At 65.5% G+C, this 20,965-nt stretch carries 23 protein-coding genes and 2 rRNA genes (1 of these 25 cut by a window edge); 17 read left to right on the top strand and 8 right to left on the bottom strand.

The window, feature by feature from the left end; translation table 11 throughout:
• From AMK58_RS08000 to AMK58_RS07990, 3 genes are all read left to right on the top strand, one after another.
• A 23S ribosomal RNA gene (locus tag AMK58_RS08000) occupies positions 1 to 687 on the top strand; it begins 2,060 nt to the left of the window's first position.
• Between the two features lie 135 nt (positions 688 to 822).
• Positions 823 to 938, top strand: a 5S ribosomal RNA gene (rrf, locus tag AMK58_RS07995).
• Between the two features lie 232 nt (positions 939 to 1,170).
• Entirely contained in the window at positions 1,171 to 1,461 is a 291-nt protein-coding gene (locus tag AMK58_RS07990; protein WP_035673931.1) for a YkgJ family cysteine cluster protein, read from the top strand.
• Here AMK58_RS07990 and AMK58_RS07985 read toward each other — a convergent pair.
• The gene (locus AMK58_RS07985; protein ID WP_035673929.1) at positions 1,433 to 2,233 is read right to left on the bottom strand and encodes a hypothetical protein; all 801 of its coding nucleotides are present in this window, start codon (positions 2,231 to 2,233) and stop codon (positions 1,433 to 1,435) included. The genes AMK58_RS07990 and AMK58_RS07985 overlap by 29 nt on opposite strands.
• Before the next feature lie 94 nt (positions 2,234 to 2,327).
• On the opposite strand from AMK58_RS07985, the gene AMK58_RS07980 reads away from it, so the two are divergent.
• The 9 genes from AMK58_RS07980 to AMK58_RS07940 all read left to right on the top strand — a co-directional run bounded on the left by AMK58_RS07980 (position 2,328) and on the right by AMK58_RS07940 (position 10,339).
• Positions 2,328 to 3,098 carry an SDR family oxidoreductase gene (locus AMK58_RS07980; protein WP_035673926.1) on the top strand — a complete coding sequence of 257 codons (771 nt, stop codon included), beginning with the start codon at positions 2,328 to 2,330 and terminating at the stop codon, positions 3,096 to 3,098.
• 401 nt (positions 3,099 to 3,499) lie between these two features.
• On the top strand, positions 3,500 to 5,482 hold the full coding sequence (gene uvrC, locus AMK58_RS07975; RefSeq protein WP_035673923.1) for an excinuclease ABC subunit UvrC: 1,983 nt from the start codon (positions 3,500 to 3,502) through the stop codon (positions 5,480 to 5,482).
• Positions 5,483 to 5,530: 48 nt separating this feature from the next.
• Positions 5,531 to 6,142, top strand: a complete 612-nt coding sequence (gene pgsA, locus AMK58_RS07970; protein WP_051140242.1) for a CDP-diacylglycerol--glycerol-3-phosphate 3-phosphatidyltransferase — start codon at positions 5,531 to 5,533, stop codon at positions 6,140 to 6,142.
• A gap of 165 nt (positions 6,143 to 6,307) precedes the next feature.
• Positions 6,308 to 6,835 (top strand): molybdopterin-guanine dinucleotide biosynthesis protein B, encoded by a 528-nt coding sequence (mobB, locus tag AMK58_RS07965; RefSeq protein ID WP_035673920.1) that lies wholly within the window; start codon positions 6,308 to 6,310, stop codon positions 6,833 to 6,835.
• Between the two features lie 74 nt (positions 6,836 to 6,909).
• A complete protein-coding gene (gene moeA, locus AMK58_RS07960; RefSeq protein WP_035673918.1) occupies positions 6,910 to 8,163 on the top strand; it encodes a molybdopterin molybdotransferase MoeA in 1,254 nt (417 codons plus the stop codon).
• Positions 8,163 to 8,414 (top strand): molybdopterin converting factor subunit 1, encoded by a 252-nt coding sequence (gene moaD, locus AMK58_RS07955; protein ID WP_035673916.1) that lies wholly within the window; start codon positions 8,163 to 8,165, stop codon positions 8,412 to 8,414. Before moeA ends, moaD begins: the two co-directional genes overlap by 1 nt.
• A 16-nt stretch (positions 8,415 to 8,430) precedes the next feature.
• Positions 8,431 to 8,889, top strand: a complete 459-nt coding sequence (locus AMK58_RS07950) for a molybdenum cofactor biosynthesis protein MoaE (protein WP_035673913.1) — start codon at positions 8,431 to 8,433, stop codon at positions 8,887 to 8,889.
• Positions 8,890 to 9,197: 308 nt separating this feature from the next.
• Positions 9,198 to 9,629, top strand: a complete 432-nt coding sequence (locus tag AMK58_RS07945; protein WP_158283149.1) for an MORN repeat-containing protein — start codon at positions 9,198 to 9,200, stop codon at positions 9,627 to 9,629.
• A 74-nt stretch (positions 9,630 to 9,703) separates the two neighbouring features.
• Positions 9,704 to 10,339, top strand: a complete 636-nt coding sequence (locus AMK58_RS07940) for a LysE family translocator (RefSeq protein ID WP_059398790.1) — start codon at positions 9,704 to 9,706, stop codon at positions 10,337 to 10,339.
• 4 nt (positions 10,340 to 10,343) lie between these two features.
• On the opposite strand, the gene AMK58_RS07935 is transcribed toward AMK58_RS07940, so the two are convergent.
• Positions 10,344 to 11,498, bottom strand: a complete 1,155-nt coding sequence (locus tag AMK58_RS07935) for an alpha/beta fold hydrolase (protein WP_035673908.1) — start codon at positions 11,496 to 11,498, stop codon at positions 10,344 to 10,346.
• 222 nt (positions 11,499 to 11,720) lie between these two features.
• Between AMK58_RS07935 and AMK58_RS07930 the strand changes: the two genes are divergently transcribed.
• On the top strand, positions 11,721 to 12,191 hold the full coding sequence (locus AMK58_RS07930) for a hypothetical protein (RefSeq protein ID WP_035673907.1): 471 nt from the start codon (positions 11,721 to 11,723) through the stop codon (positions 12,189 to 12,191).
• Here the strand turns inward: AMK58_RS07930 and AMK58_RS07925 are convergent.
• Positions 12,169 to 12,744, bottom strand: coding sequence for a GNAT family N-acetyltransferase (locus AMK58_RS07925; protein ID WP_035673904.1), 576 nt, complete (start codon positions 12,742 to 12,744; stop codon positions 12,169 to 12,171). The genes AMK58_RS07930 and AMK58_RS07925 overlap by 23 nt on opposite strands.
• A gap of 317 nt (positions 12,745 to 13,061) precedes the next feature.
• On the opposite strand from AMK58_RS07925, the gene AMK58_RS30830 reads away from it, so the two are divergent.
• On the top strand, positions 13,062 to 13,232 hold the full coding sequence (locus AMK58_RS30830) for a hypothetical protein (protein WP_167555887.1): 171 nt from the start codon (positions 13,062 to 13,064) through the stop codon (positions 13,230 to 13,232).
• A gap of 96 nt (positions 13,233 to 13,328) precedes the next feature.
• Here AMK58_RS30830 and AMK58_RS07920 read toward each other — a convergent pair whose 3' ends face one another.
• Positions 13,329 to 14,675 (bottom strand): globin-coupled sensor protein, encoded by a 1,347-nt coding sequence (locus AMK58_RS07920; protein ID WP_035673900.1) that lies wholly within the window; start codon positions 14,673 to 14,675, stop codon positions 13,329 to 13,331.
• 229 nt (positions 14,676 to 14,904) lie between these two features.
• The gene (rpoH, locus tag AMK58_RS07915; RefSeq protein ID WP_035673897.1) at positions 14,905 to 15,795 is read right to left on the bottom strand and encodes an RNA polymerase sigma factor RpoH; all 891 of its coding nucleotides are present in this window, start codon (positions 15,793 to 15,795) and stop codon (positions 14,905 to 14,907) included.
• A 525-nt stretch (positions 15,796 to 16,320) separates the two neighbouring features.
• On the opposite strand from rpoH, the gene AMK58_RS07910 reads away from it, so the two are divergent.
• On the top strand, positions 16,321 to 16,845 hold the full coding sequence (locus tag AMK58_RS07910; protein ID WP_035673894.1) for a GNAT family N-acetyltransferase: 525 nt from the start codon (positions 16,321 to 16,323) through the stop codon (positions 16,843 to 16,845).
• 231 nt (positions 16,846 to 17,076) lie between these two features.
• Here AMK58_RS07910 and AMK58_RS07905 read toward each other — a convergent pair whose 3' ends face one another.
• Both AMK58_RS07905 and AMK58_RS07900 read right to left on the bottom strand, forming a co-directional pair.
• A complete protein-coding gene (locus tag AMK58_RS07905) occupies positions 17,077 to 17,487 on the bottom strand; it encodes a Ros/MucR family transcriptional regulator (RefSeq protein ID WP_035673891.1) in 411 nt (136 codons plus the stop codon).
• A 68-nt stretch (positions 17,488 to 17,555) separates the two neighbouring features.
• On the bottom strand, positions 17,556 to 17,882 hold the full coding sequence (locus AMK58_RS07900) for an HU family DNA-binding protein (RefSeq protein WP_276509462.1): 327 nt from the start codon (positions 17,880 to 17,882) through the stop codon (positions 17,556 to 17,558).
• A 321-nt stretch (positions 17,883 to 18,203) separates the two neighbouring features.
• Between AMK58_RS07900 and AMK58_RS07895 the strand changes: the two genes are divergently transcribed.
• A complete protein-coding gene (locus AMK58_RS07895; RefSeq protein WP_035673889.1) occupies positions 18,204 to 19,196 on the top strand; it encodes a TerC family protein in 993 nt (330 codons plus the stop codon).
• Positions 19,197 to 19,205: 9 nt separating this feature from the next.
• On the opposite strand, the gene AMK58_RS07890 is transcribed toward AMK58_RS07895, so the two are convergent.
• Positions 19,206 to 19,673, bottom strand: coding sequence for an HAD family hydrolase (locus AMK58_RS07890; protein ID WP_035673887.1), 468 nt, complete (start codon positions 19,671 to 19,673; stop codon positions 19,206 to 19,208).
• Positions 19,674 to 19,822: 149 nt separating this feature from the next.
• On the opposite strand from AMK58_RS07890, the gene AMK58_RS07885 reads away from it, so the two are divergent.
• Entirely contained in the window at positions 19,823 to 20,953 is a 1,131-nt protein-coding gene (locus tag AMK58_RS07885; RefSeq protein WP_051140241.1) for a polysaccharide pyruvyl transferase family protein, read from the top strand.
• The last annotated feature ends 12 nt before the right edge of the window (positions 20,954 to 20,965 follow it).

The following is a 20,965-nucleotide window of genomic DNA, read 5'->3' as shown; positions in this document are numbered from 1 at the left end:
GCGCTCCGTCGATCCGGAGCCGGGACCCTGCATGGCGGGTAGTTTGACTGGGGCGGTCGCCTCCCAAAGTGTAACGGAGGCGCGCGATGGTGGGCTCAGAGCGGTCGGAAATCGCTCGACGAGTGCAATGGCATAAGCCCGCCTGACTGCAAGACAGACAAGTCGAGCAGAGACGAAAGTCGGCCATAGTGATCCGGTGGTTCCATGTGGACGGGCCATCGCTCAACGGATAAAAGGTACGCCGGGGATAACAGGCTGATGACTCCCAAGAGTCCATATCGACGGAGTCGTTTGGCACCTCGATGTCGGCTCATCACATCCTGGGGCTGGAGCAGGTCCCAAGGGTTCGGCTGTTCGCCGATTAAAGTGGTACGTGAGCTGGGTTTAGAACGTCGTGAGACAGTTCGGTCCCTATCTGCCGTGGGTGTCGGAGTTTTGCGAGGATCTGTCCCTAGTACGAGAGGACCGGGATGGACATACCTCTGGTGCACCGGTTGTCACGCCAGTGGCATGGCCGGGTAGCTAAGTATGGACGGGATAACCGCTGAAAGCATCTAAGCGGGAAACCCACCTCAAAACCAGAACTCCCTTGAGAGCCGTGACAGACCATCACGTCGATAGGAGGCATGTGGACGGGCGGCAACGCCTGAAGCTGAGCCTTACTAATCGCTCGATCGGCTTGATCCTTCCCAGTCGGTAGCCCGCGCGCAGCGGCAAGCCCTGGGCGCACGAGCCAACACCGCAAAGAACAAGAGCAAACGTCCTCGCTCAAACGAAACCCTCTGCCGTCCCTGTCCGGATGGTTCGCGTGTGCCTTGGTGACCTGGTGGTCATGGCGAGGCTCCCAACACCCGATCCCATTCCGAACTCGGCCGTGAAACGCCTCAGCGCCGATGGTACTGCGTCTTAAGACGTGGGAGAGTAGGTCGCCGCCAGGTCACCACGGCACACGCCAAACCAAAACGGACGCGGACGCAGCAGGCTTCAAGCACACTTGACAATCGGCTTCATGAACGGCAAGGCCGGCGCTTTTCCCTGCGGGAAGCGCCGGCTTTTCGTTGTGTCTGGGGTCCGCCACGGGCCCCCTCCCTAACCCTCCCCCGCTCCGCGGGGGAGGGGACAGACGGGCGGGGAGTGGGGGAGGCGGACGAGGAAGAACAGGAAAATGCTATGCTGACCGAGGATGGCGTACCGGATTGCGAAAGCTGCGGGGCCTGTTGCGCCTACTCCTGGGAGTGGCCCACCTTCATCGGCGATTGGGACGGCGACGGGATCATGGAGCACTTGAAGGAGGACGGGCGCATGCGGTGCAATGGCAACCGCTGCGCCGCACTGATGGGAACCCTCGGCGAGTCCGTCTTTTGCAGCGTCTATGAGCACCGCCCCTTGGTGTGCCGGGAATTCACGGCGGGAAGCGACGCCTGTCACACCGTCAGGGCTCAGTTGGGGTTGCGAGATTGAACCATGCGCCGACCCGGTGACGCAGGCTGCGCCAGCGGTTTTCCTCCGGGGCCGGGGCAATGTCCCAATCCCAGGCGCGGTCGGGAGAGGGAAGATCGAGCCCCCAGAGCGAAGTCTCGCGCTCCTGAACGGCGCCACTCTCCATCCAGAGACTTTCCGTATCGGTGAAGAGCGTGGCCTGTTCGGCGATGCGGGAAAGCCAGGAGCGATGAGTCTGCGCCAGGGTTCGGGCGAAGCGGTCCCGCTCCGCCTCCGGCGTGTTCGGTGCCTTGCGGTCGATAGCGTCCAAGGGCAGAAGCGGGAGCTGTGACAGGAGATTGCAGGACAGGGCAAAGGCGAACCGCTCCCCCGGCAGGTTCGGCGGTGAGGGTAGGGGAAGCGGGGAACCATCGGAGAGAGCGGTATCCAGCGGCGCCAGCGCGCCGGTGACGTCGAGAGTGAGCAGTCGGACGTTGGGATGGCGCCGCGCCTGCAGGCGAGCGGTGTGTGTGTGAACCATGTCGACCAGCACCACCTCGCCGAATCGCTCGGCCAGCAGCGGCAGCGGAACCTCGATCAGCAAGCCGGACCCCGCCACCAGCGCCCGCCCGCCTCGCGGTGCCCTCTCCGCAGCTTCCTGGACGAAGCGGCGGCAGGCATCGACGTGGGGAGCCCAGGCCCGCCGCTGGCGCCGGTGGCGCGCGCCGAGGGCAACCGCTTCCGCCAGATAGCCGTAACGGCGGGCCAGAGGCGGGCAAGGCGTGGTCAGATACTCGAAGGCTTCTCTCAGCATGGCCGCGTCCCGCTCCGCGCGTCTTTCACCGATCCGGTCATTGACCGAAGGGAACCCTCTTGACCGGAACGGGTGGCAGGGTACCTATGGCGGCATGGTGGAGATCAAGAGGAAAGCGGCCCTGGTCACCGGGGCGGGAAAGCGGATCGGACGCGCCATCGCGCTCGACCTCGCGGTGCGTGGCTGGCGGGTGGGAGTCCATTTCGGGCATTCCCGCAATGAGGCCGACGCGGTGGTGACGCAGATTGTCGGGCAGGGCGGCGTCGCCGTCGCGCTCCAAGCCGACCTGGAGCGTGAGATGGATGCGCAGGCGTTGGTGCCTGAAGCCGTCGAGCGGCTGGGCACTTTGTCACTGCTGGTCAACAACGCTTCCCGCTTCGAGCGGGACGAGGTGGAGGACGTGACCCGCGAGTCCTGGGACCGCCACATGGAGGCTAATCTTCGCGCCCCCTTCGTGTTGAGCCAAGCCTTCGCGGCTCAGGTGCCGGGCGACGCCGAGGGACTGATCGTCAACATGATCGATCAGCGGGTGTGGAACCTCACTCCGCACTTCATCTCCTACACCTTGTCGAAGGCCGGCCTGTGGACGTTGACCCAGACACTCGCCATGGCACTCGCCCCGCGCATCCGGGTCAACGCGATCGGACCAGGCCCGACGTTGAAGAATGTCCGGCAGACGGACGAGGAGTTCGCCGCGCAACGCGACGCGACTCCGCTGAGACGCGGCCCCTCGCCGGAAGAGATTTGCGCGGCTTTGCGTTTCCTCATGGACGCGCCGTCGGTCACCGGGCAAATGGTCGCGCTCGACGGCGGCGAGCATTTGGGATGGGCGCAGCCGTCCTTGGGATTCGTGCCGACGGAATAGGCGGTTCGGCCAGGATCCGTCTGGCCGTCAAGCGAACAACCCCATGGTCGATCGGGCCCCCCGGCATGACGACCGCGCGTTGTACACATCCGGCTTCATCGGCGCAAGGGGCTGTTCGCGCGATTCGGAAAAATAGCGACGCAGCGCCAAAGTGCCGACTTGACTTGGGGTGCCCCCAATAAAAACAGTAGCTTACAAGGAGTGCTCAATTTTTGTGCATAGCCTTGGAATCCCTTGGGTTATCATGGGTCCGCTGGGGTAACTCTTGGGTTATCGACATACTTATCCACATGAGTCGTGGATATCCTGACGGATGCCCACCCAAGGGGTGAGTCGTTCGTCTTAACCATTCAGGACGGGGGGTGGTTGACCCCCTCCCAGGATCCGACGACATTCGAGACATGGCCGACACCGCAGACACCCCCACGGACCTCATCCTCCCGGAGACGGAAGGCGCCGATCTTTTGGGTGCCGACGCTTCAGACGCGGATCCCCAAAGCGTGGACAAGACGCCACGCCCGCGACGGCGCCCCGCCGATCTCGCCCGGGGGGCAGAGGTGATCCGCGACCACCTGAAAACCCTGCCGCAGACGCCCGGCGTCTATCGCATGCTGGCGGGCGACGGAGCCGTGCTCTATGTCGGCAAGGCCAAGAACCTGAAGCGGCGGGTGTTCAACTACACCCAGGTCAACCGCCTGCCCGTGCGGCTGCAGCGCATGGTGTCGGAGACGGAGACCATGGAGTTCGTCACGACCCACACCGAGGTCGAGGCGCTGCTCCTCGAATCGAACCTGATCAAGCGGCTGATGCCGCGCTACAACGTGCTGCTGCGGGACGACAAGACCTTCCCGCACATCATGATCACCAAGGACCACGACTATCCGCAGCTGACCAAGCACCGGGGGGCGCGGTCGCGCGACGCCGACTATTTCGGTCCCTTCGCCTCGGCGGGGGCGGTCAACCGGACGATCACGGCGCTCCAGCGCGCCTTCCTGCTGCGCAACTGCGCCGACACGGTGTTCGCCGCGCGCACCCGGCCCTGCCTGCAGTACCAGATCAAGCGCTGCACCGCGCCCTGCGTGGAACGGGTCAGCCCGGCGGAGTATCAGGCGCAGGTCGATCAGGCCCGCGCCTTCCTGTCCGGCAAGAGCCGGGACATCCAGACGGAGTTCGTCGCCAAGATGACCGAGGCGGCGGAGAATCTCGACTACGAGACCGCCGCCCGCTACCGCGACCGTATCCGGGCGTTGACCGCGGTGCAGGCGCACCAGGACATCAACATCGAAGGGGTGATCGAGGACGCCGACGTGATCGCCGCCTACGCCGAGGGCGGGATGACCTGCGTGCAGGTCTTCTTCTTCCGCGGCGGGCGCAACTACGGCAACCGGGCCTATTTCCCCAGCCACGACAAGACCGCCGAGACCCCGGAGGTGTTGGCCGCCTTCATCGCCCAGTTCTACGAGAACAAGGCCGCCCCCGGCCTTGTCCTGGTCAGCCACGACCTGCCGGAGCAGGAACTGCTGACCGAAGCCCTGGCGCTGCGCGCCGGCCATCGGGTGGAACTGGCCGCGCCGAAGCGGGGCGACAAGCGCCGCATCGTCGAGCACGCCCTGACCAACGCGCGGGAGGCCCATGGGCGTCGGCTGGCCGAAAGCTCATCCCAGGCGCGGCTGCTCGACGGGGTGGCGACGGTGTTCGGGCTGGACGGCCCGCCGCAACGCATCGAGGTCTACGACAACTCGCACGTCCAGGGCGCCCACGCCATCGGCGCCATGATCGTCGCCGGGCCGGATGGCTTCATCAAGAACGCCTATCGCAAGTTCAACATCAAGACCGAGGGCGCCGCCGGCGACGACTTCGCGATGATGCGTGAGGTCATGGCCCGCCGCTTCGGCCGGGCGATCAAGGAGGACCCGGAGCGGACGCAGGGCACCTGGCCCGATCTGGTGCTGATCGACGGCGGCATCGGGCAGCTCAACATGGCGCTGGGCGTGCTGGCTGATCTGGGGATCGACGACGTGACGCTGGTCGGCATCGCCAAGGGGCCGGACCGCGACGCCGGGCGTGAGCGCTTCTTCATGCCGGACCGCGCGCCGTTCCAGCTGGAAATGCGCGACCCGGTGCTCTATTTCCTGCAACGGCTGCGGGACGAGGCGCACCGCTTCGCCATCGGCACCCATCGGGCGAAGCGCACCAAGGCGTTGGGCAAATCGATGATCGACGAGATTCCCGGAATCGGACCCAGCCGCAAGAAGGCCCTGCTGCACCATTTCGGGAGCGCCGTTGCCGTCTCCCGCGCCGGACTGGCGGATTTGGAGTCGGTCGAAGGGATCAGCAAGACAGTGGCGAAAAAGATATACGATCATTTCCATTCAGACGGTTAGAATGACGCCGCCCGCCGCGCGTTTCCCCCGATTCCAGAGTTGCGACCGATGCTGACCAGCCTGCCGAACCTGCTCACCCTGTCGCGCATCGCGGTGATTCCCGTCGTGGTCGGGTTGTTCTATGTACCGGAGGCGTGGGCCGCCTATACAGCCTGCGCCCTGTTCGCCGCGGCCTGCATCACCGACTGGTTCGACGGCTATCTGGCCCGCGCCTGGGAGCAGGAAAGCGTCATTGGCAAGTTCCTCGACCCCATCGCGGACAAGCTGCTGGTCGCCGCGACGCTGATCATGCTGGTCGCCTTCGCCCGGCTGTCCGGGCTGTCGGTGCTGGCCGCCGTGGTCATCCTGCTGCGCGAGGTCCTGGTGTCCGGCCTGCGCGAGTATCTGGCCGGGCTGAACGTCGGGGTGCCGGTCACCTGGATGGCCAAGTGGAAGACGACGATCCAGATGGTGGCGATCGGCTTTCTGATCGTCGGCGACTACGGCCCAACCCACATTCCGGTCACGCTGATCGGCACGCTGGGCCTGTGGGCGGCGGCGATCCTCACCTTCGTCACCGGGTGGGATTACATGCGCGCCGGGCTGAAGCACATGATGGCCCACCAACCGGCCAAGCCCCGGAAGGGCGCCCCGGGCAACCCGGCCCGCACGCCGGGCTGAGCCGTGTTTCGGAGCCGAGTCGCTTTTTTTCGCAAACGGCTTTCCGGCTGGCGGCAGAGCGGACCACAAATCCGGTTTGTCCGTTCGCATGCCCGTGTGTTTCTGCTATGTGACCGGGGAACGCCCGCGCAGCGATGGGCGGCAAGGCGGAGGATAGAGGCTTCCATGAAGATGTTCGGCCTGACGGGGTGGAGCGGCAGCGGCAAGACGACGCTGATCGTTCGTCTGATCCCGGCGCTGATCCGGCGTGGCCTGACCGTTTCGACCATGAAGCACGCGCACAAGGGCTTCGACATCGATCATCGCGGCAAGGACAGCCACAACCACCGCGAGGCCGGCGCCACCGAGGTGCTGGTCAGTTCGCCCCGCCGCTGGGCGCTGATGCACGAGATCCGGGACGACGAGCCGGAGTTGTCCCTGGCGGAACTTCTGCCGAAGCTGTCGCCGGTTGATCTGCTGCTGATCGAAGGCTTCAAGCGCGAGCCGCATGAGAAGATCGAGGTGTGGCGCGCCTCGGTGGGCAAGTCGCTGATCGCGCGCGACGATCCGAGCATCGTCGCGATCGCCAGCGACGGGCCGGTGCCGGACGCCGGGGTGCCCGTCTTCGACCTGAACGACGAGGAGGCCATCGCGTCCTTCATCATCGAGCGTTGCGCGCTGGACCGGTGCAGGGCGACGGGGCAGGCTGTCTGAGACGGCGGATGGCCTGAAGCAGGTTGGTCCGACATAAGGTCATCGGTCGGCGGTGTGCGGGGTGGAGTGGGGCGATGGCTCAGCTTAGCGACGATTGCTTCGCCTTCGGCGGAGAGATGATGGCGGTGGACCGGGCGCTGGCGCTTCTTTCCGGCCGCCTCCACCCCGTCACGGAGGCCCATAGGATCGGCCTTGCCGATGCGCTGGGCCATGTGCTGGCCGAGGATGTCGTCGCTCCGTTCAATGTGCCGCCCCACGACAATTCGGCGGTGGACGGTTACGCCGTCTTCTTCGACGACCTGACGCCCGACGCGGCCACGTTGTTGCCGGTTACGGCGCGCGTCGCCGCCGGCCATGCGCTGAATCGTCCGGGACGGCGCGGCGAGGCGGTGCGCATCTTCACCGGTGCGCCGATGCCCGAGGGCTTCGACACCGTGCTGATGCAGGAGGACTGCAAGGCGGAGGAGGGCTCCGTCGCCATTCCCCCCGGCATCCGCCGCGGCGCCAACCGCCGCCGCGCCGGGGAGGATATGACGCAGGGCAGCACCGTCCTGACCGCCGGCCGCCGGCTGCGGGCGGAGGACATCGGCCTGCTCGCCTCGCTGGGACGGCAGGAGGTGACGGTGCGCACCGCCTTGCGCGTCGCCGTCTTCTCCACCGGCGACGAGGTGCGGGAGCCGGGCGTGCCGCTTGAGCCGGGCTGCATCTACGACGCCAACCGCTTCGCCCTGATCGCCGCCCTGCGCCAGCTCGGTTGCCGCGTGACTGACCTCGGCATCCTGCCCGACCGCCTCGACGCTGTTCGCGGCGCGTTGGAGGCCGCGGCGGGGACGCACGACGTCCTCATCACCTCCGGCGGCATGTCCACCGGGGAGGAGGACCACGTCAAGGCGGCGGTGGAGGCTCTCGGCGGGCTGCATTTTTGGCGGCTGGCGATCAAGCCGGGACGCCCGGTGGCGCTGGGCACGGCCAAGAGCGCGGTCTTCGTCGGCCTGCCGGGCAACCCGGTGGCGGTGATGGTCACCTTCCTGCGCATCGCCCGCCCGATTCTGTTGCGCCTGATGGGGGCGGCCGACGAGGTGCCCGCCTTGTTCCCGCTGCGCGCGGGCTTTACCTACAAGAAGAAGGCGGGGCGGCGCGAGTATGTGCGGGCCACGCTCGCCCGCGCCGCCGACGGGGTTTTGACCGCGGTCAAGCACCCGCGCGACGGGGCGGGCATCCTGTCGTCGATGGTCGAGTCCGACGGGCTCGTCGAACTGCCGGAAGAGATCACCCGCGTCGAGCCGGGAATGATCGTGGATTTCCTGCCTTTCAGTGAGGTTCGGTGATGAAGATCCTCTATTTCGCCTGGCTGCGCACCAAGATCGGCGTGGCGACCGAGACGGTGGACCTGCCGGCGGAGGTCCGGGACGTCGGCGCCCTGGTGGAGTGGCTGAAGACCCGCAGCCCGAAGCACGCCGACGCGCTCGCCAACAGCACGGTGGTCAAGGTCGCGGTGAACCAGGAGCATGTGCCCTACGACCACCCGGTCGGCGCCGGCGACGAGGTGGCCCTGTTCCCGCCCGTGACCGGCGGCTGAGGAAGGAAACTTTGCCGTGACGGTGAAGGTGCAGGGCGAGGATTTCGACGTCGGGGCGGAACTGGCCGCGATGACCGGCGGCAAGACGGGCATCGGCGGGGTGACCCTGTTTGTCGGGCTGGTGCGCGACATGGCCGGCGGCGAGTCCGTCAGCGCCATGACGCTGGAGCATTATCCCGGCATGACCGAGCGGCAGTTGGAGGCGATCGAGGCGGAGGCGCGGGCGCGCTGGCCGCTGGACGACGCTCTGATCATCCACCGCTATGGGCGGCTGGAGCCGGGCGACCGGATCGTGCTGGTCGCCACCGCCAGCGCCCACCGCGAGGCGGCCTTCGAAAGCTGCCATTTCCTGATCGACTGGCTGAAGACCAGGGCGCCTTTCTGGAAGATGGAGGCCACCCCGGAGGGCGAGCGCTGGGTGGAGGCCAAGGACTCCGACGACGCGGCGGCGGCCCGCTGGACGAAACCGGGGTGAGGTGAGAGGCAGGGCACAGACGGCGCCCTCCTTACGGTGATTGGATCCGCTCCCGCGCAAGGCTGTGCGCGCATGCGGAGTGTCCGATCATGCGAACCCGGTTCCTGCTTGCCGGACTGGTGGCCCTGTCGCTGGGCGCGTTCCTATCGTGCCCCGTCCAAGGGAAGGAGCGGCAAACGGCGGAACGGGTCCTGACCGACCCGGTCAGCGGTTGCCGCGTCCACGACCACAAGCTGAGTCCGGGGAGGTCCGTCCGATGGAGCGGACCCTGCCGCAACGGCTTCGCCCACGGCACTGGAGTTCTTGAAATGTTCGATGGCGCGGAACCGGCGGACTGGATCGAGGCGGTCTTTGTCGATGGTCGGGCCGAAGGGCCTGGACGCGGTGGACGTGAGGATGGGACGGTTTTTCAGGGCCGGTTCCGGCATGGCCTCGCCACCGGTTTCGGGACGTTGACCCTGCCGGAGGGTCACCGTTATGTCGGCGAATTCGCGTTCGGGCGCCCGACCGGGCAGGGGGAGTTCATCGCCTCCATGGGGTTGCGCTACCGTGCGCGGGTCGACCGGGACGGGCGGGTGTGGCCCGGCGCGCTTCTCGGCGCGAAGACTTCCGAGCCCATCCAGTCGGCCGAGCGGCCGGATCTGAAGGGCCGGGCATTGCCGGGCAGCCTGGAGGAGTGGCTTCGCACGCCGCCATGGGATTACCGTGATCCAGGCCGGCCCAACCTGGACGGGCGTTGACCAGCTTTGCGCAGGCGGCGTTTGCCAGACGCGCCGCGTCGTGGTGACATCCTGGACCCCTTCGGAAGACGGCGATGAACTGGCAGACCCTCGGATTCTTCTTCGCGACGGCCTTCGTGCTGTCGATGACTCCCGGCCCCAACATGCTGCTGGCGATGAGCCTCGGCCTGCGCTACGGCGTCCGCCGCGCGGCCTGGGGAGGGTTCGGCATGTGCGTGGCGCTGACGACGATGGCCACCCTGTCGGTGCTGGGCCTCGGCGCCTTGCTGGCGGCGTCGGAGCCGGCCTTCCAGGCGGTGAAGTGGGCGGGCGTCGCTTATCTGACCTGGCTCGGCATCGCCGCGTGGCGGGCGCCGGTGCCGGACGGCTCGCCGCGCGTCGGCGGCGCCGCGGCGGCGGAGGAAGCCCCGGCCCATCGCCTGTTCCTGCGCGGGCTTCTGGTCGCCTTCAGCAACCCGAAGGCGCTGGTCTTCATGGCGGCCCTGTTCCCGCAGTTCATCGACCCGGCGGCCCCGCTGATGCCGCAACTCGTGGCGCTGGTGGCGATCATGGTGGTGATCGAGTTCGGCTGGATCATGGCCTACGCCACCGGGGGCAACAGCATCGGCGCCCGACTGACCAGCGGGTCCGCCGCCCGCACCCTCAACCGCCTGACCGGCGGCCTGATGATCGGCGCCGGCGGGCTGTTGGCGCTCGCCCGCCGGCTGTGATCACTCAATCCATCCGGCGGAGGGTCGTCTCCAGACGGCCCTTGCCGGAGCGGTCCAGCCACGTGGCGGACAGGCGCCCGTCCGTCCGGATGCTGTAGCGCAGCACGTTGCGCCCCTTCTCGTCGAACACCAGTTCGTCGTTCTCGATGCGGCCCTTGCGCTGGGCGCGCTCCATCGGCTGGTCGGCCTCCATGCCCGGCCCCAGCACATAATCGGCATAGACGGCGTCGCCTTCGACGCGATCCACCGCCAGCGCGATCTCCCGCCCGTTGATGTAGGCGCCGTACCAGACGCCGAGGAAGGAGCGGGCCCCGGTGCCCGCCGGAGAGGAGGTGCCGCTGCCGGTGCGCGGCTCCGGCGCCGCGGCCCGCATCAGTTCGGCGCTCGGCGTGCGGCCCCAGGATTCGTCGCAGGACGGATCGCCCTGGCGCGGCGGCGCCTCGGCGAAGCGCAGGATGCAGGCTCCGAAGCGGCGGACGAACATCCCGGTCGTCGCGGCACCGTGGCCGGTCAACAGCGCCGGCTGATCGACCACGATGTGGTCCAGCCTGCGCGAGGACAGAATGCTGCGCGCCGACTCCCCGCGCCCGCCGGGGTCGAAATCGTCGCCGTGAAAGAAGAACAGCATCACCCGCGCGCTGTGGATGCCGCGCAGGATCGGCCAGAGCTGCGCCGCATTGTCGCGGAAGCTGTCGTAGGAGTCGGAGAAGTTGCCGAAGGCGGCGGGGGCGGTGCCGACGACAGCGTCCACCCGGTCGCTCTGCCCGGCGGCCATCAGCGAGAGGAAGGCGCCGAAGGACTGGCCGGTCAGCACGACCTTGCGATAGCCGCGGTCCTTCAACTGGTCGGCGTAGCCCGCCAGCGCGCGGGAGCTGTTCGGCAGCGTGTCGCTGACCCGCATGCGGTCCAGCCGGAACACGTCCCACCCGGCGTCCCGCATGGTCTTCATGTAGAGCGGCGTGGGGGCGTTCGAATCCTCCACCTCCACGGACCGGCCGTGGCTCCACACCACCGCGCCGCGGGCCATCGTCGGGCCGAGCAGGGTGCCGTCGCCATAGGCCGGGTTCAGGTGAATCTGGGCCGCCGCCGTCTGCGCCGTACCGAGCATTGCCAACGCCACCACCAATCCGAGCAGCGCCTGTCCGACTGTCCGCCTCATCCTTCCACGCTCCTGTTTGCGGGCGTGGAAAGGGTCTCGGAATATGGTTAACCCGACCTTTCCATCGGACCGGGCCGGCCTTTGTCACGGTGCGTTGTCACAGCCCCCATCGGCGCGGGTGCCCTGCGTCAGAAGGTCCGTTAATTGCAAATGCGAATGACTCGCAAATTAGGCGCGGATCGTCTAAGGTCAGTTCCGTCACTTCAGTCGGGAGGGGTCAACATGTGCGATTCGGTGGGCGAGGGGCGGTTGTCCCCCTGGACGGTGTCCGATCTGACGACGGCTGAGCGCGCGCTTCTGACCGGCTTCCGGCAGTGGTTCCGTCACGGCACCGCAGGCGGGATGGCCGCCATGCGGGCCAGCTTCGGCGTCGCCGGGGTGCCGTCGTCGGCTCTGCTGCCGCTGTTCGCCCTGTTGGGCACCTTCGCCGTGACCAACGCCAGCCGACCGGCGTTCCGCTGCCCGTCCTGCTCGCGGGTCGGGATGGACGAGATGGCGGTGCTGGACGCGCTGGCCGCCATGCAGGCCGGGGAAGGGGACGTGACAACCCAGGTGCTCGACCGCTGGCTTCCCCTGGTCGCCCTGACCATGGCCGCGGATTCCGCGCGGGAACTGGCGGACATCCTGGACAGCGCGCGCATCCGTCTGCCGCGCCGCCGCCCGGCGCGGCTCATAGCGCTGGCGGCGGAATGACCGGCGCGAAGCCGGCACTGGTCTGCCACGCCGCCTGCCGGAACAGCGGCTTGCGCATGATCCACTGATCGATGGGCACCTGGACCAGTTCGCCGGCCGGGGTGCGGTAGGAATAGCGCCCCCGCTCGGTGCCGCGCAGTTCGTATCCCAGGCGTTCGTAGAAGGCGAGGACCCCGCCGTTGTCCCGGTCCACGCCCAGTTCCGATTCCGAGTAGCCATGGTCGAGCGCGGCGCCCTCGGCCGCGGCCATCAGACGCGTGGCGATGCCCCGGTTGCGGAAGGGTTGGAACACCCGCAAAGCCCATAGCGTGGCGCGGCGCAGATGTCTCCTGCGCTGAAAGTCGATGCAGATCTGGCCGGCGGGAAAGGCGTTGATCTCCGCCACCAGGAGTGCGCCGCTTCCGCGTTCTTGGGCGCGGAAGGCTGTGGCGAGGATTTCGCGGTGTGGCGTGTGCAATCCGAACCATTCCAGATCCGACAGATCGGTCCGGCAGGCCGGGCGAATTGTGACAGGCAGGCTGATGACATCCTGCGACGCGGTGGCGGCGTCCATTCCTCCTCCGGACTTCGAACCATCTGAGGGAATGAACGGACCGACGCTGGCGGCGTTCCTTGCGCCCGATGAAAGTCTTACCGGGAAAAATCTGGCTACGAGCTTCGATGCAAAGGAAAGTATTTAGAAAAATTGCATATAAAACAGAGATCTCTCGGCGGCCTTAACAACTCAAAGGATATGACGATCGGCCTTGTTGACGAATTAGGGTGATTCTTGATAAGTCTCTAAACGAATTGGAGCTGGGAGGCAGCCGTTCGGTGATGAGGTGCCTCTCTCACGCAGAAAGAGTGCTCGGAGACAGGGAGGACCGTGCGATGATCAAAATTATCAACCTGGGGCGCACCGGCCTTTTCGTGGCTATGCAGAATGGTGCTTTGACCACCATCGGCGGCCGCAGCCATTGGCGCTCGCTTGACGATATCCGTTCGGCGGCCAACGCGGCGAAGATCAAGATCAGCGATACGGTTCTCCGCACCGTTCTTTGACGACAGCGCCAGCGTTCTCCGCCCATACAGCGGGCCGGTCCATCTCATGAGCCGGCGGCACCGCCTCGGGCCGCCGGCTACAAACCGTTCCAGCGATCAGCCGGCCCGAACCCGCGCCAGAAAACGGTCTACCTCCGCGTGCAGATTGTTCGATTGAACGGACAGTTCATTCGTCGCCGACAGGACGCTGCGCGCTTCGGCCCCCGTGTCCGACGCCGAGGAATTGACACGCACAATGGTTTCGCTGACCTCGCGGGTGCCGATCGACGCCTGCTGGACATTGCGGGCAATCTCGGTGGTGGCGGCACCCTGCTCCTCCATGGCCGAGGCGATAGAAGTCGAAATGTCGTTGATGCGCGCGATGGTCTCCGAGATCGAGCGGATGGCGAGTACAGCGTCCTGCGTTGCGCCCTGAACCGCGCCGATCTGGGAGTTGATCTCCTCCGTCGCCTTGGCGGTTTGGTTGGCAAGGCTTTTCACTTCCGACGCCACGACCGCAAAGCCTTTGCCGGCCTCCCCGGCGCGCGCCGCCTCAATGGTGGCGTTCAAGGCGAGGAGGTTGGTCTGGCTGGCGATGTCGTGGATCAGCTTCACCACCTGACCGATCCGGCTGGCGGCGTCGGCCAGCCCCTGAACGGTGGTGTTGGTGCGTTCCGCCTGTGACATGGCCTCACCGGCGATGGCCGCCGACTGGGTCACTTGGTGGCTGATCTCGCCGATGGATGCAGTCAGTTCCTCCGCCGCCGCAGCGACGGTCTGGATGTTGACGGAGGCCTCCTCCGCCGCCGCGGCCACCTGTGTGGACTGAGCGCTGGTCTCCTCGGCGGTGCGGCTCATGTTCTGAGCGGTGCCCTGGAGCTGCTGCGCGGCGGAGGCTACGGCCTGCACCACGCTCTTCACCTCGCGTTCGAACGAGTCGGCGGTGGTTCCCAGCTCGCGCGAAATGATCGCGGCGGTATTCAGGTCGACATAGACGGAGGTCGCCAGATCCATGTCCAGGAAGACCGCCTTATTGATCGCTTGCATCAGCTGGGCAAGCTTCTCCGGCTTCTTGCGGTAGACTTGATAGGCGAGGTCGATCAGTTTGTTCAACGTGAAGCAATAAGCACCCGTGTACCAGCGCGGTTCCAGACCGATGCGCTGGTGGGCCTGCCCGATCTTCAGAACCTGCGCCATGTAGGCGTCGTCGAAGGTGCCGGTGAAAACGTTCTTCAGCCAATGCTGCTTCTGCATCTCGCGCGCCCGGCTGACCACCGTGGGGTTGGCGAGCAGCGTCGCGATCTGCGGGACCGAGCGCAGGTAGCCGTAAAAATCCTCAAGGACCTGATCGATGCGCTGGGCGAGATGAGGTTGGAATTCTCGAAGAATGGCCTTTGAGGGTTCGTCGATTCGCAAGAAGGAGATTCGGTCGAGGATGGACTGTGTCTGGTCGGAATGCGACATGGATCGACTTCCCCGCGAAAATGGGACCGCATCAGATTAGCAAAATTTGTTTTTAATGCAAAGAAACTAACCTGCGCGCGCACTATGGAGGGTTACGATCGGTGTGGAAACCGGCAGCATTGTCGCAGGCCTTGCAAATCATCAGGTGTTAATGAAATAGAAACCGGCGGAGCCGTTTGGCATCCGCCGGTATGTTGTGAACCATCGTGAAAATGTCTGTTCGGCTACATCAGGCGGCCATATGGGCCGGGGCGCGGCGCAGAGCCTGGGCGGCACTCAGGACGGCCTTCTGCAGTTTTTCGAAGGCCCGAACCTCGATCTGGCGCACCCGCTCACGCGACACGCAGAACTGCTGGCTCAACGACTCCAGGGTGGACGGATCCTCCTTCAGGCGGCGCTCGAACAGGATGCGGCGTTCACGGTCGTCCAGGCGCTCCAGGGCCTGTCCGACCAGCCGGCGGCGCAGCGCCAACTCGTCGGCATCGGCGATCACGCTCTCCTGGGTTGGGCGGTCGTCGGCCAGAAGCTCCAGCCAGTTGGTTTCGCCATCGCTCGACATGGCGGCGTCGAGCGAGCTGTCGTTGGACGACAGCCGGCGGTTCATCTCGATCACCTCCTGCTCCGGCACATCCAGCTCGGTCGCGATGGCGGTAACGGTGGACGGAGACAGGTCGCCCTGCTCCAATTCCTGCATTTGGCTCTTCAGGCGGCGCAGGTTGAAGAACAGCTTCTTCTGCGCGGCGGTCGTGCCCATCTTCACCAGGGACCAGCTGTGCAGGATGTATTCCTGTATGGCCGCGCGGATCCACCAGGTGGCGTAGGTCGCGAAACGGAATCCACGGCCCGGATCGAATTTTTGAGCGGCCTGCATCAGACCCACATTGCCTTCGGCGACGAGGTCGACCAGCGGCAGACCGTAACCGCCGAAGCCGCGGGCGATCTTGATGACAAGCCGCAGGTGGCTACCCACCAGACGCTCCAGCGCATGGCCGTTCCCGCGGTCGCGCCAAGCGACGGCCAGCTCGCGCTCTTCGTCGGGGGCCAGGATGGGGAACCGCTTCGACTCCTCGACGTAACGGGTCAGGCTGGCGTTTTCACCAGTCAGGAGTTTCTTGAGCACACCGGCCTCCTCTCTCCAACGCTCCACCGTCTCTTGCCGTGGAACCTTTTCGATGGCCGTTCGCAGCCGCCCATCGTTTCGGCATTCTTATTGTGGGGATTTGCCGAAATTATCCAGGAACACGTCAATCAGACATTGATACTGTGCCGCCACCACCAAGTTGGATCAAGCCTTGAAACGGCGGGTCAGAAATATTTTTTGGCGTATATCCGGACTATTCGGTCCTTATGAATGCCAAAAAGATCGGGAGAACTTTTGGGAGATTGGCGAAAATATGACGGCTTTCGTTTGGAGTGAAGGCAGATGCGGCCATCTCCGCTTTGTCATCACTCAGCCGGAGATAGGTATCCATTTCATAAGCCATGGCCATACAGGCTAGATTGATTGGTCTTTTTGCATATTACCTTTTTCGGGGATGAGCAGAGCGGCGCAGGCGCGGTCCATGGTGACGCTTCTGTTCGGCGGGGTTGCCGGCGTGCTATTCCGGAAGGAAACCCAGGAAGACGCAAGGCGGGAGGCCCTATCATGAACATTCGCAGCAGCCGACCGGACGATCTGGTGCGCATCCAGGCGATCTACGCTCACCATGTCCTGACCGGTGCGGCCAGCTTCGAAGAAGTCCCACCCGGTCTGGAAGAGCTTGCCCGTCGGCGGGACGACGTGCTGGCTCGGGGTATGCCCTATGTCGTTGCGGAGATGGATGGGAGGGTCATAGGGTATGCCTATGCCGGTCCGTACCGGCTGCGCACCGCTTACCGCTACAGCGTCGAGGACTCGATTTATCTCGATCCGGAGTGCATGGGGCGCGGTGCTGGCCGGGCTTTGCTCTCGGCGGTGATCGATCGCTGTGAGGAGGCTGGATGCCGCCAGATGATCGCGGTGATCGGCGACAGTGCAAACGCCTCATCCATCGGTCTGCATCGCAGCCTGGGCTTCGAGCCGGCGGGCCTGCTGAAGGCGGTGGGGTTCAAGTTCGGGCGCTGGGTGGACAGCGTCCTGATGCAGCGCCCGCTCGGCAACGGGGATGCATCACCGCCTGAGGCGCCCTGAGGGGCATTGACGGGATTGGGAAAAAGGGCTGTTGGTTCGTCCAACGACCGGAGTTCAGGAAGGAAACACTCCGGAAGCGCATGCTGGGTTTTTTATGCCCCGCCGCACACGATGTCGTCGCGCTGGAGCGCCTTGATCGTTTCCCTGGCGTCGTTCCATGGCCGCTGAACGCAAGAACGGGCGCATCCTCACGATGCGCCCGTTCTTGCGTATACTGCGTAGGGCAGGGAATCAGTCTTGAACCACCCGCTTGCGGCCCAGGCCGAGCTTCGTGGCCATCTCCGACCGGGCCTTCGCATAGTTCGGGGCGACCATTGGATATTCCGCCGGCAGGCTCCATTTGGCGCGGTAATCGTCCGGGGACATGTCGTAGACGGTCTTCAGATGCCGCTTGAGCATCTTCAGCTTCTTCCCGTCTTCCAGGCAGATGATGTATTCTGGGGTCACCGACTTCTTGATCGGCACCGCGGGGACCAGATCGGCCTTGGCCGGTGCGGATTTCTCTTCGCCAAGGCCGTTGAAGGCCGTCTGCACGTTGAGGATGAGCGCCGGCAGGTCGGCGACCGGCACCGTGTTGTTGCCGACATAGGCCGCAACGACCTTGGCGGTCAGGGCCTGCAGTTCCGATGCTTCGATGGTCATGGCCGCGTTCAGCTCCGTTCCCCTGTGGATCAGCCGTTTGGAACAGCCTTGGATTTGGGCGATTTCGATCAGACGTTCACCACGTCGCGCAATTGCTTGGCCGGCTTGAACCGTGGCGCCTTGGACGCGGCGATCTGCACCACCTCGCCGGTGCGCGGGTTGCGCCCTTCGCGGGCGGCGCGCTCGGCAACCTCGAAAATGCCGAACCCGGCGAGGCGCACATCCTCACCGCGACCGAGCGCCGAGGAAATGCCTTCGAACACCGACTGGACGACCTTTGCCGCATCGGATTTGCGGATGCCGGCGTTGGTTGCGACGGTCTCGATGAGCTCGGCCTGGTTCATGCGAAACTCCTGATGCCTGTGCGCGTGTGGATTTTTCCGTGTTCTTGGCAGATTGAATCCATCGACACAAGAGCGATGGCCGTAAAGGCAACCATAAGTGTTTTGCCAATGATGAGTTCTTGCATCCCCTGTGGCCCGGATGCATCAAAGCGCCCGCCCACCGCGGCACAACGGTGTTGAGCGAGCGGAAAACGGAGGATGTTTTCTGTCGATAGTTGATCGACTCGCCGGAACCAGGCCTTGAACGGAAAAACAGCAACACCACTTGAGCGGCGTTCGGGTCCGGGCCCCTCTGACGGCTGAGGCGTCAGCCGTGATGTCGGACACCGCTTGAATTCACTGCAGACGCAGCGCAATCAAGTGGGTCTTGTTATGGATTCCCTTATCGCACCCATCTTTCTCGATTTCATGGGAAAGCCGGTGTGGGTCTGGCTGACCTTCGTCGGCCTCGTTCTGGCCTTGCTGGCCTTCGACCTCGGCATCCTCAACCGCCGCCGCGACCGTGAGATCGGCGTCAAGGAAAGCCTCCGTCTCTCCGCCTTCTACATCGCCGTTGCCTTGCTGTTCGGCGGCTGGGTCTGGTGGTCGATGGGCGACACCGCGGCGGCCCAGTACTACACCGGCTTCTTCATCGAAAAGAGCCTGTCGCTCGACAACGTCTTCGTCATCTCGTTGATCTTCACCTACTTCGCGGTCCCGCGCTCCTACCAGCACCGCGTGCTGTTCTGGGGCATCCTGGGCGTGATCGTGATGCGCGGCCTGATGATCGCCGCCGGCGCCGCGCTGGTCAGCGAGTTCCATTGGGTGCTCTACGTCTTCGGCGCCTTCCTGCTGCTCACCGGCGTGAAGATGCTGTTCGCCGTGGACAAGGAGCCGGACCTCGCCAACAACCCGGCGCTGCGCTTCCTGAACCGCCACCTGCGGATCACCGACGGCTTCCGCGGCCAGAAGTTCTTCGTGCGCGAGGCAGGGCCGGACGGGCGGACCGCCCTCTACGCCACGCCGCTTTTCCTGGCGCTGATGATGGTCGAGTTCGCCGATCTGATCTTCGCGGTGGACAGCGTGCCGGCCATCTTCGCCATCACCACCGATCCCTACATCATCTACACCAGCAACATCTTCGCCATCCTCGGCCTGCGCGCGCTCTACTTCGCGCTGGCGGCGATGGTCCACCGCTTCCGTTACCTGAAATACGCGCTGGCGCTGGTGCTCGTCTTCATCGGCGGCAAGATCTTCTACACGCAGGTCTTCGGCAAGCCGGACCCGCTGATCTCGCTGGGCGTGACGCTGACCCTGATCGCGGGGGGCGTGGTGGTCTCGCTTCTCAAGACGCGCAGCGAGGGCAAGCGGCTGCCGGCGGAGTGACGCCGCCGGTCAGCCGGTGAAGCCCAGGCGCTTCAGGGCGGCGATGCTCTCCTTCGCGCCGGTGTGGAGGATGAAGTCGCCGCCCGCCTTTGTCCAGGGATCGCGGGCCTTCTCACGGTCATCGACCAAAACGGTGCCCGGCCCGCCATGGCGGTGCTTGTCACGGGCCATGCAGGTGATGACCCGCACGTGGGGACCCAGCATATGGGTGACCCAGCGCCGTTTCTGCTCCGGCGCCCAGGAGCCGAGCGGCAGACCGGTCAGGATGGTCGGCGCGTAAGGTTCGCAAAATCGCCAAAGATCCTGCGCGTCGTGCATGAAGTCGAGCGTGCCGAAGAAGTCGGGATGGCGGGACAACTCCCGCCACATGACCTTCATCGGGATCTCCTCCGGGCGTTTGCCGGTGACCGCCTTCACGCCGCGGTCGAAGTCGGCCAGAACGCCGTCGAGGTCGAGAAACAGCTTGGGTCTCTGCATCGTCTGCCCTGTCTTCCCCTTCCAACATCCTGCTCGTCCGACTCCGGATGAACGCGACCGCAGAGTACCGATCGCATGGAACCTTCGCCAGCCGGTCGGGTTGCACCCGAAGGCATAGGCGCACGGCTTCGGTGCGGCAGGGGGTTCGGATGACGGTCATAGGCATTTCAGGGTCGTACGGCGGCTTGAATCTGGGGGACGAGGCGATCCTCACTTCGGCCATCGAGCAGTTGCGCGCCACGGTGCCGGGGGTGGAGGTGGTCGTCTTTTCGCGCAACGCCGCCCACACCCGCGAGAGCCATGCGGTGGACCGCGTCCTGAATCCGCGGGAAGCCATGAAGGACGAGATCACGCCGGAGGTCGAGCGGCTCGATCTGCTGCTCCTGGGGGGCGGCGGCATTCTCTACGACAGCGAGGCGCAGACCTACCTGCGCGAGGTCACCATCGCGCAGAAGCTGGGTGTCCCGACCTACACCTTCGCCATCGGCGTCGGTCCGCTGAAGGACCGGGTTGAGCGCGACGCGGTGCGCGAGGGGCTCAACCGCATGAGCGGTATCACCGTCCGCGAACCGAGCGCCAAGCGGCTGATTGAGGAGATCGGCGTGCAGGTCCCCGTGACGGTCACCGCCGATCCGGCACTGTTGCTGAAGCCGGAGCCCTTCACCGAAGATATGCTGGCCGAGGCCGGCATCCCGCGTGGCCGTCCGCTGGTCGGCCTGTCGGTGCGCGAGCAGGGCGCCGCAGCGCCGGAACTCACCGACGCGGCCTATCACCAGCTTTTGGCCGAAGCGGCGGACTACATCGTGCAGCGCTTCGGCGCCGATGTGGTGTTCGTGCCGATGGAGCGCGCCGACGTGCGGGAGGCTCACCGTGTCATGGGCCGCATGGCCGTGTCGGAACGCGCCCATCTGCTGCAGTACCGTTACACGCCGCGCCAGATCATCGGGTTGATGGATCATTTCGAAATGGCCGTGGGGATGCGGCTGCATTTCCTGATCTTCGCGGCCATCACCGGCACGCCGCTGATTGCGCTGCCCTACGCCTCCAAGGTGTCGGATTTCCTGTCCTCGGTGGGGCTGGAGCCGCGGGCGAGCGTGTCCCACACCACAGCCGGAACCTTCCTCGCCGATCTCGACCGCCTGTGGGACCACCGTGCGGAGCAGAAGGGACTGCTGCGCGACCGGATTCCCGTGTTGATGGACCGCGCCCGCGAAACGGCGCCGCTGGCCCTACGGACAGTGACCTCGCGCGCCGAAGCCGCGGTCGAGCCGGCGGAATGATAGTCGGCGGAA

The organism is Azospirillum brasilense, assembly GCF_001315015.1.
Lineage (GTDB): Bacteria > Pseudomonadota > Alphaproteobacteria > Azospirillales > Azospirillaceae > Azospirillum > Azospirillum brasilense.
Note: the sequence above shows the minus strand (reverse complement) of the source record. Positions and strands in the feature narration are given on the sequence as shown.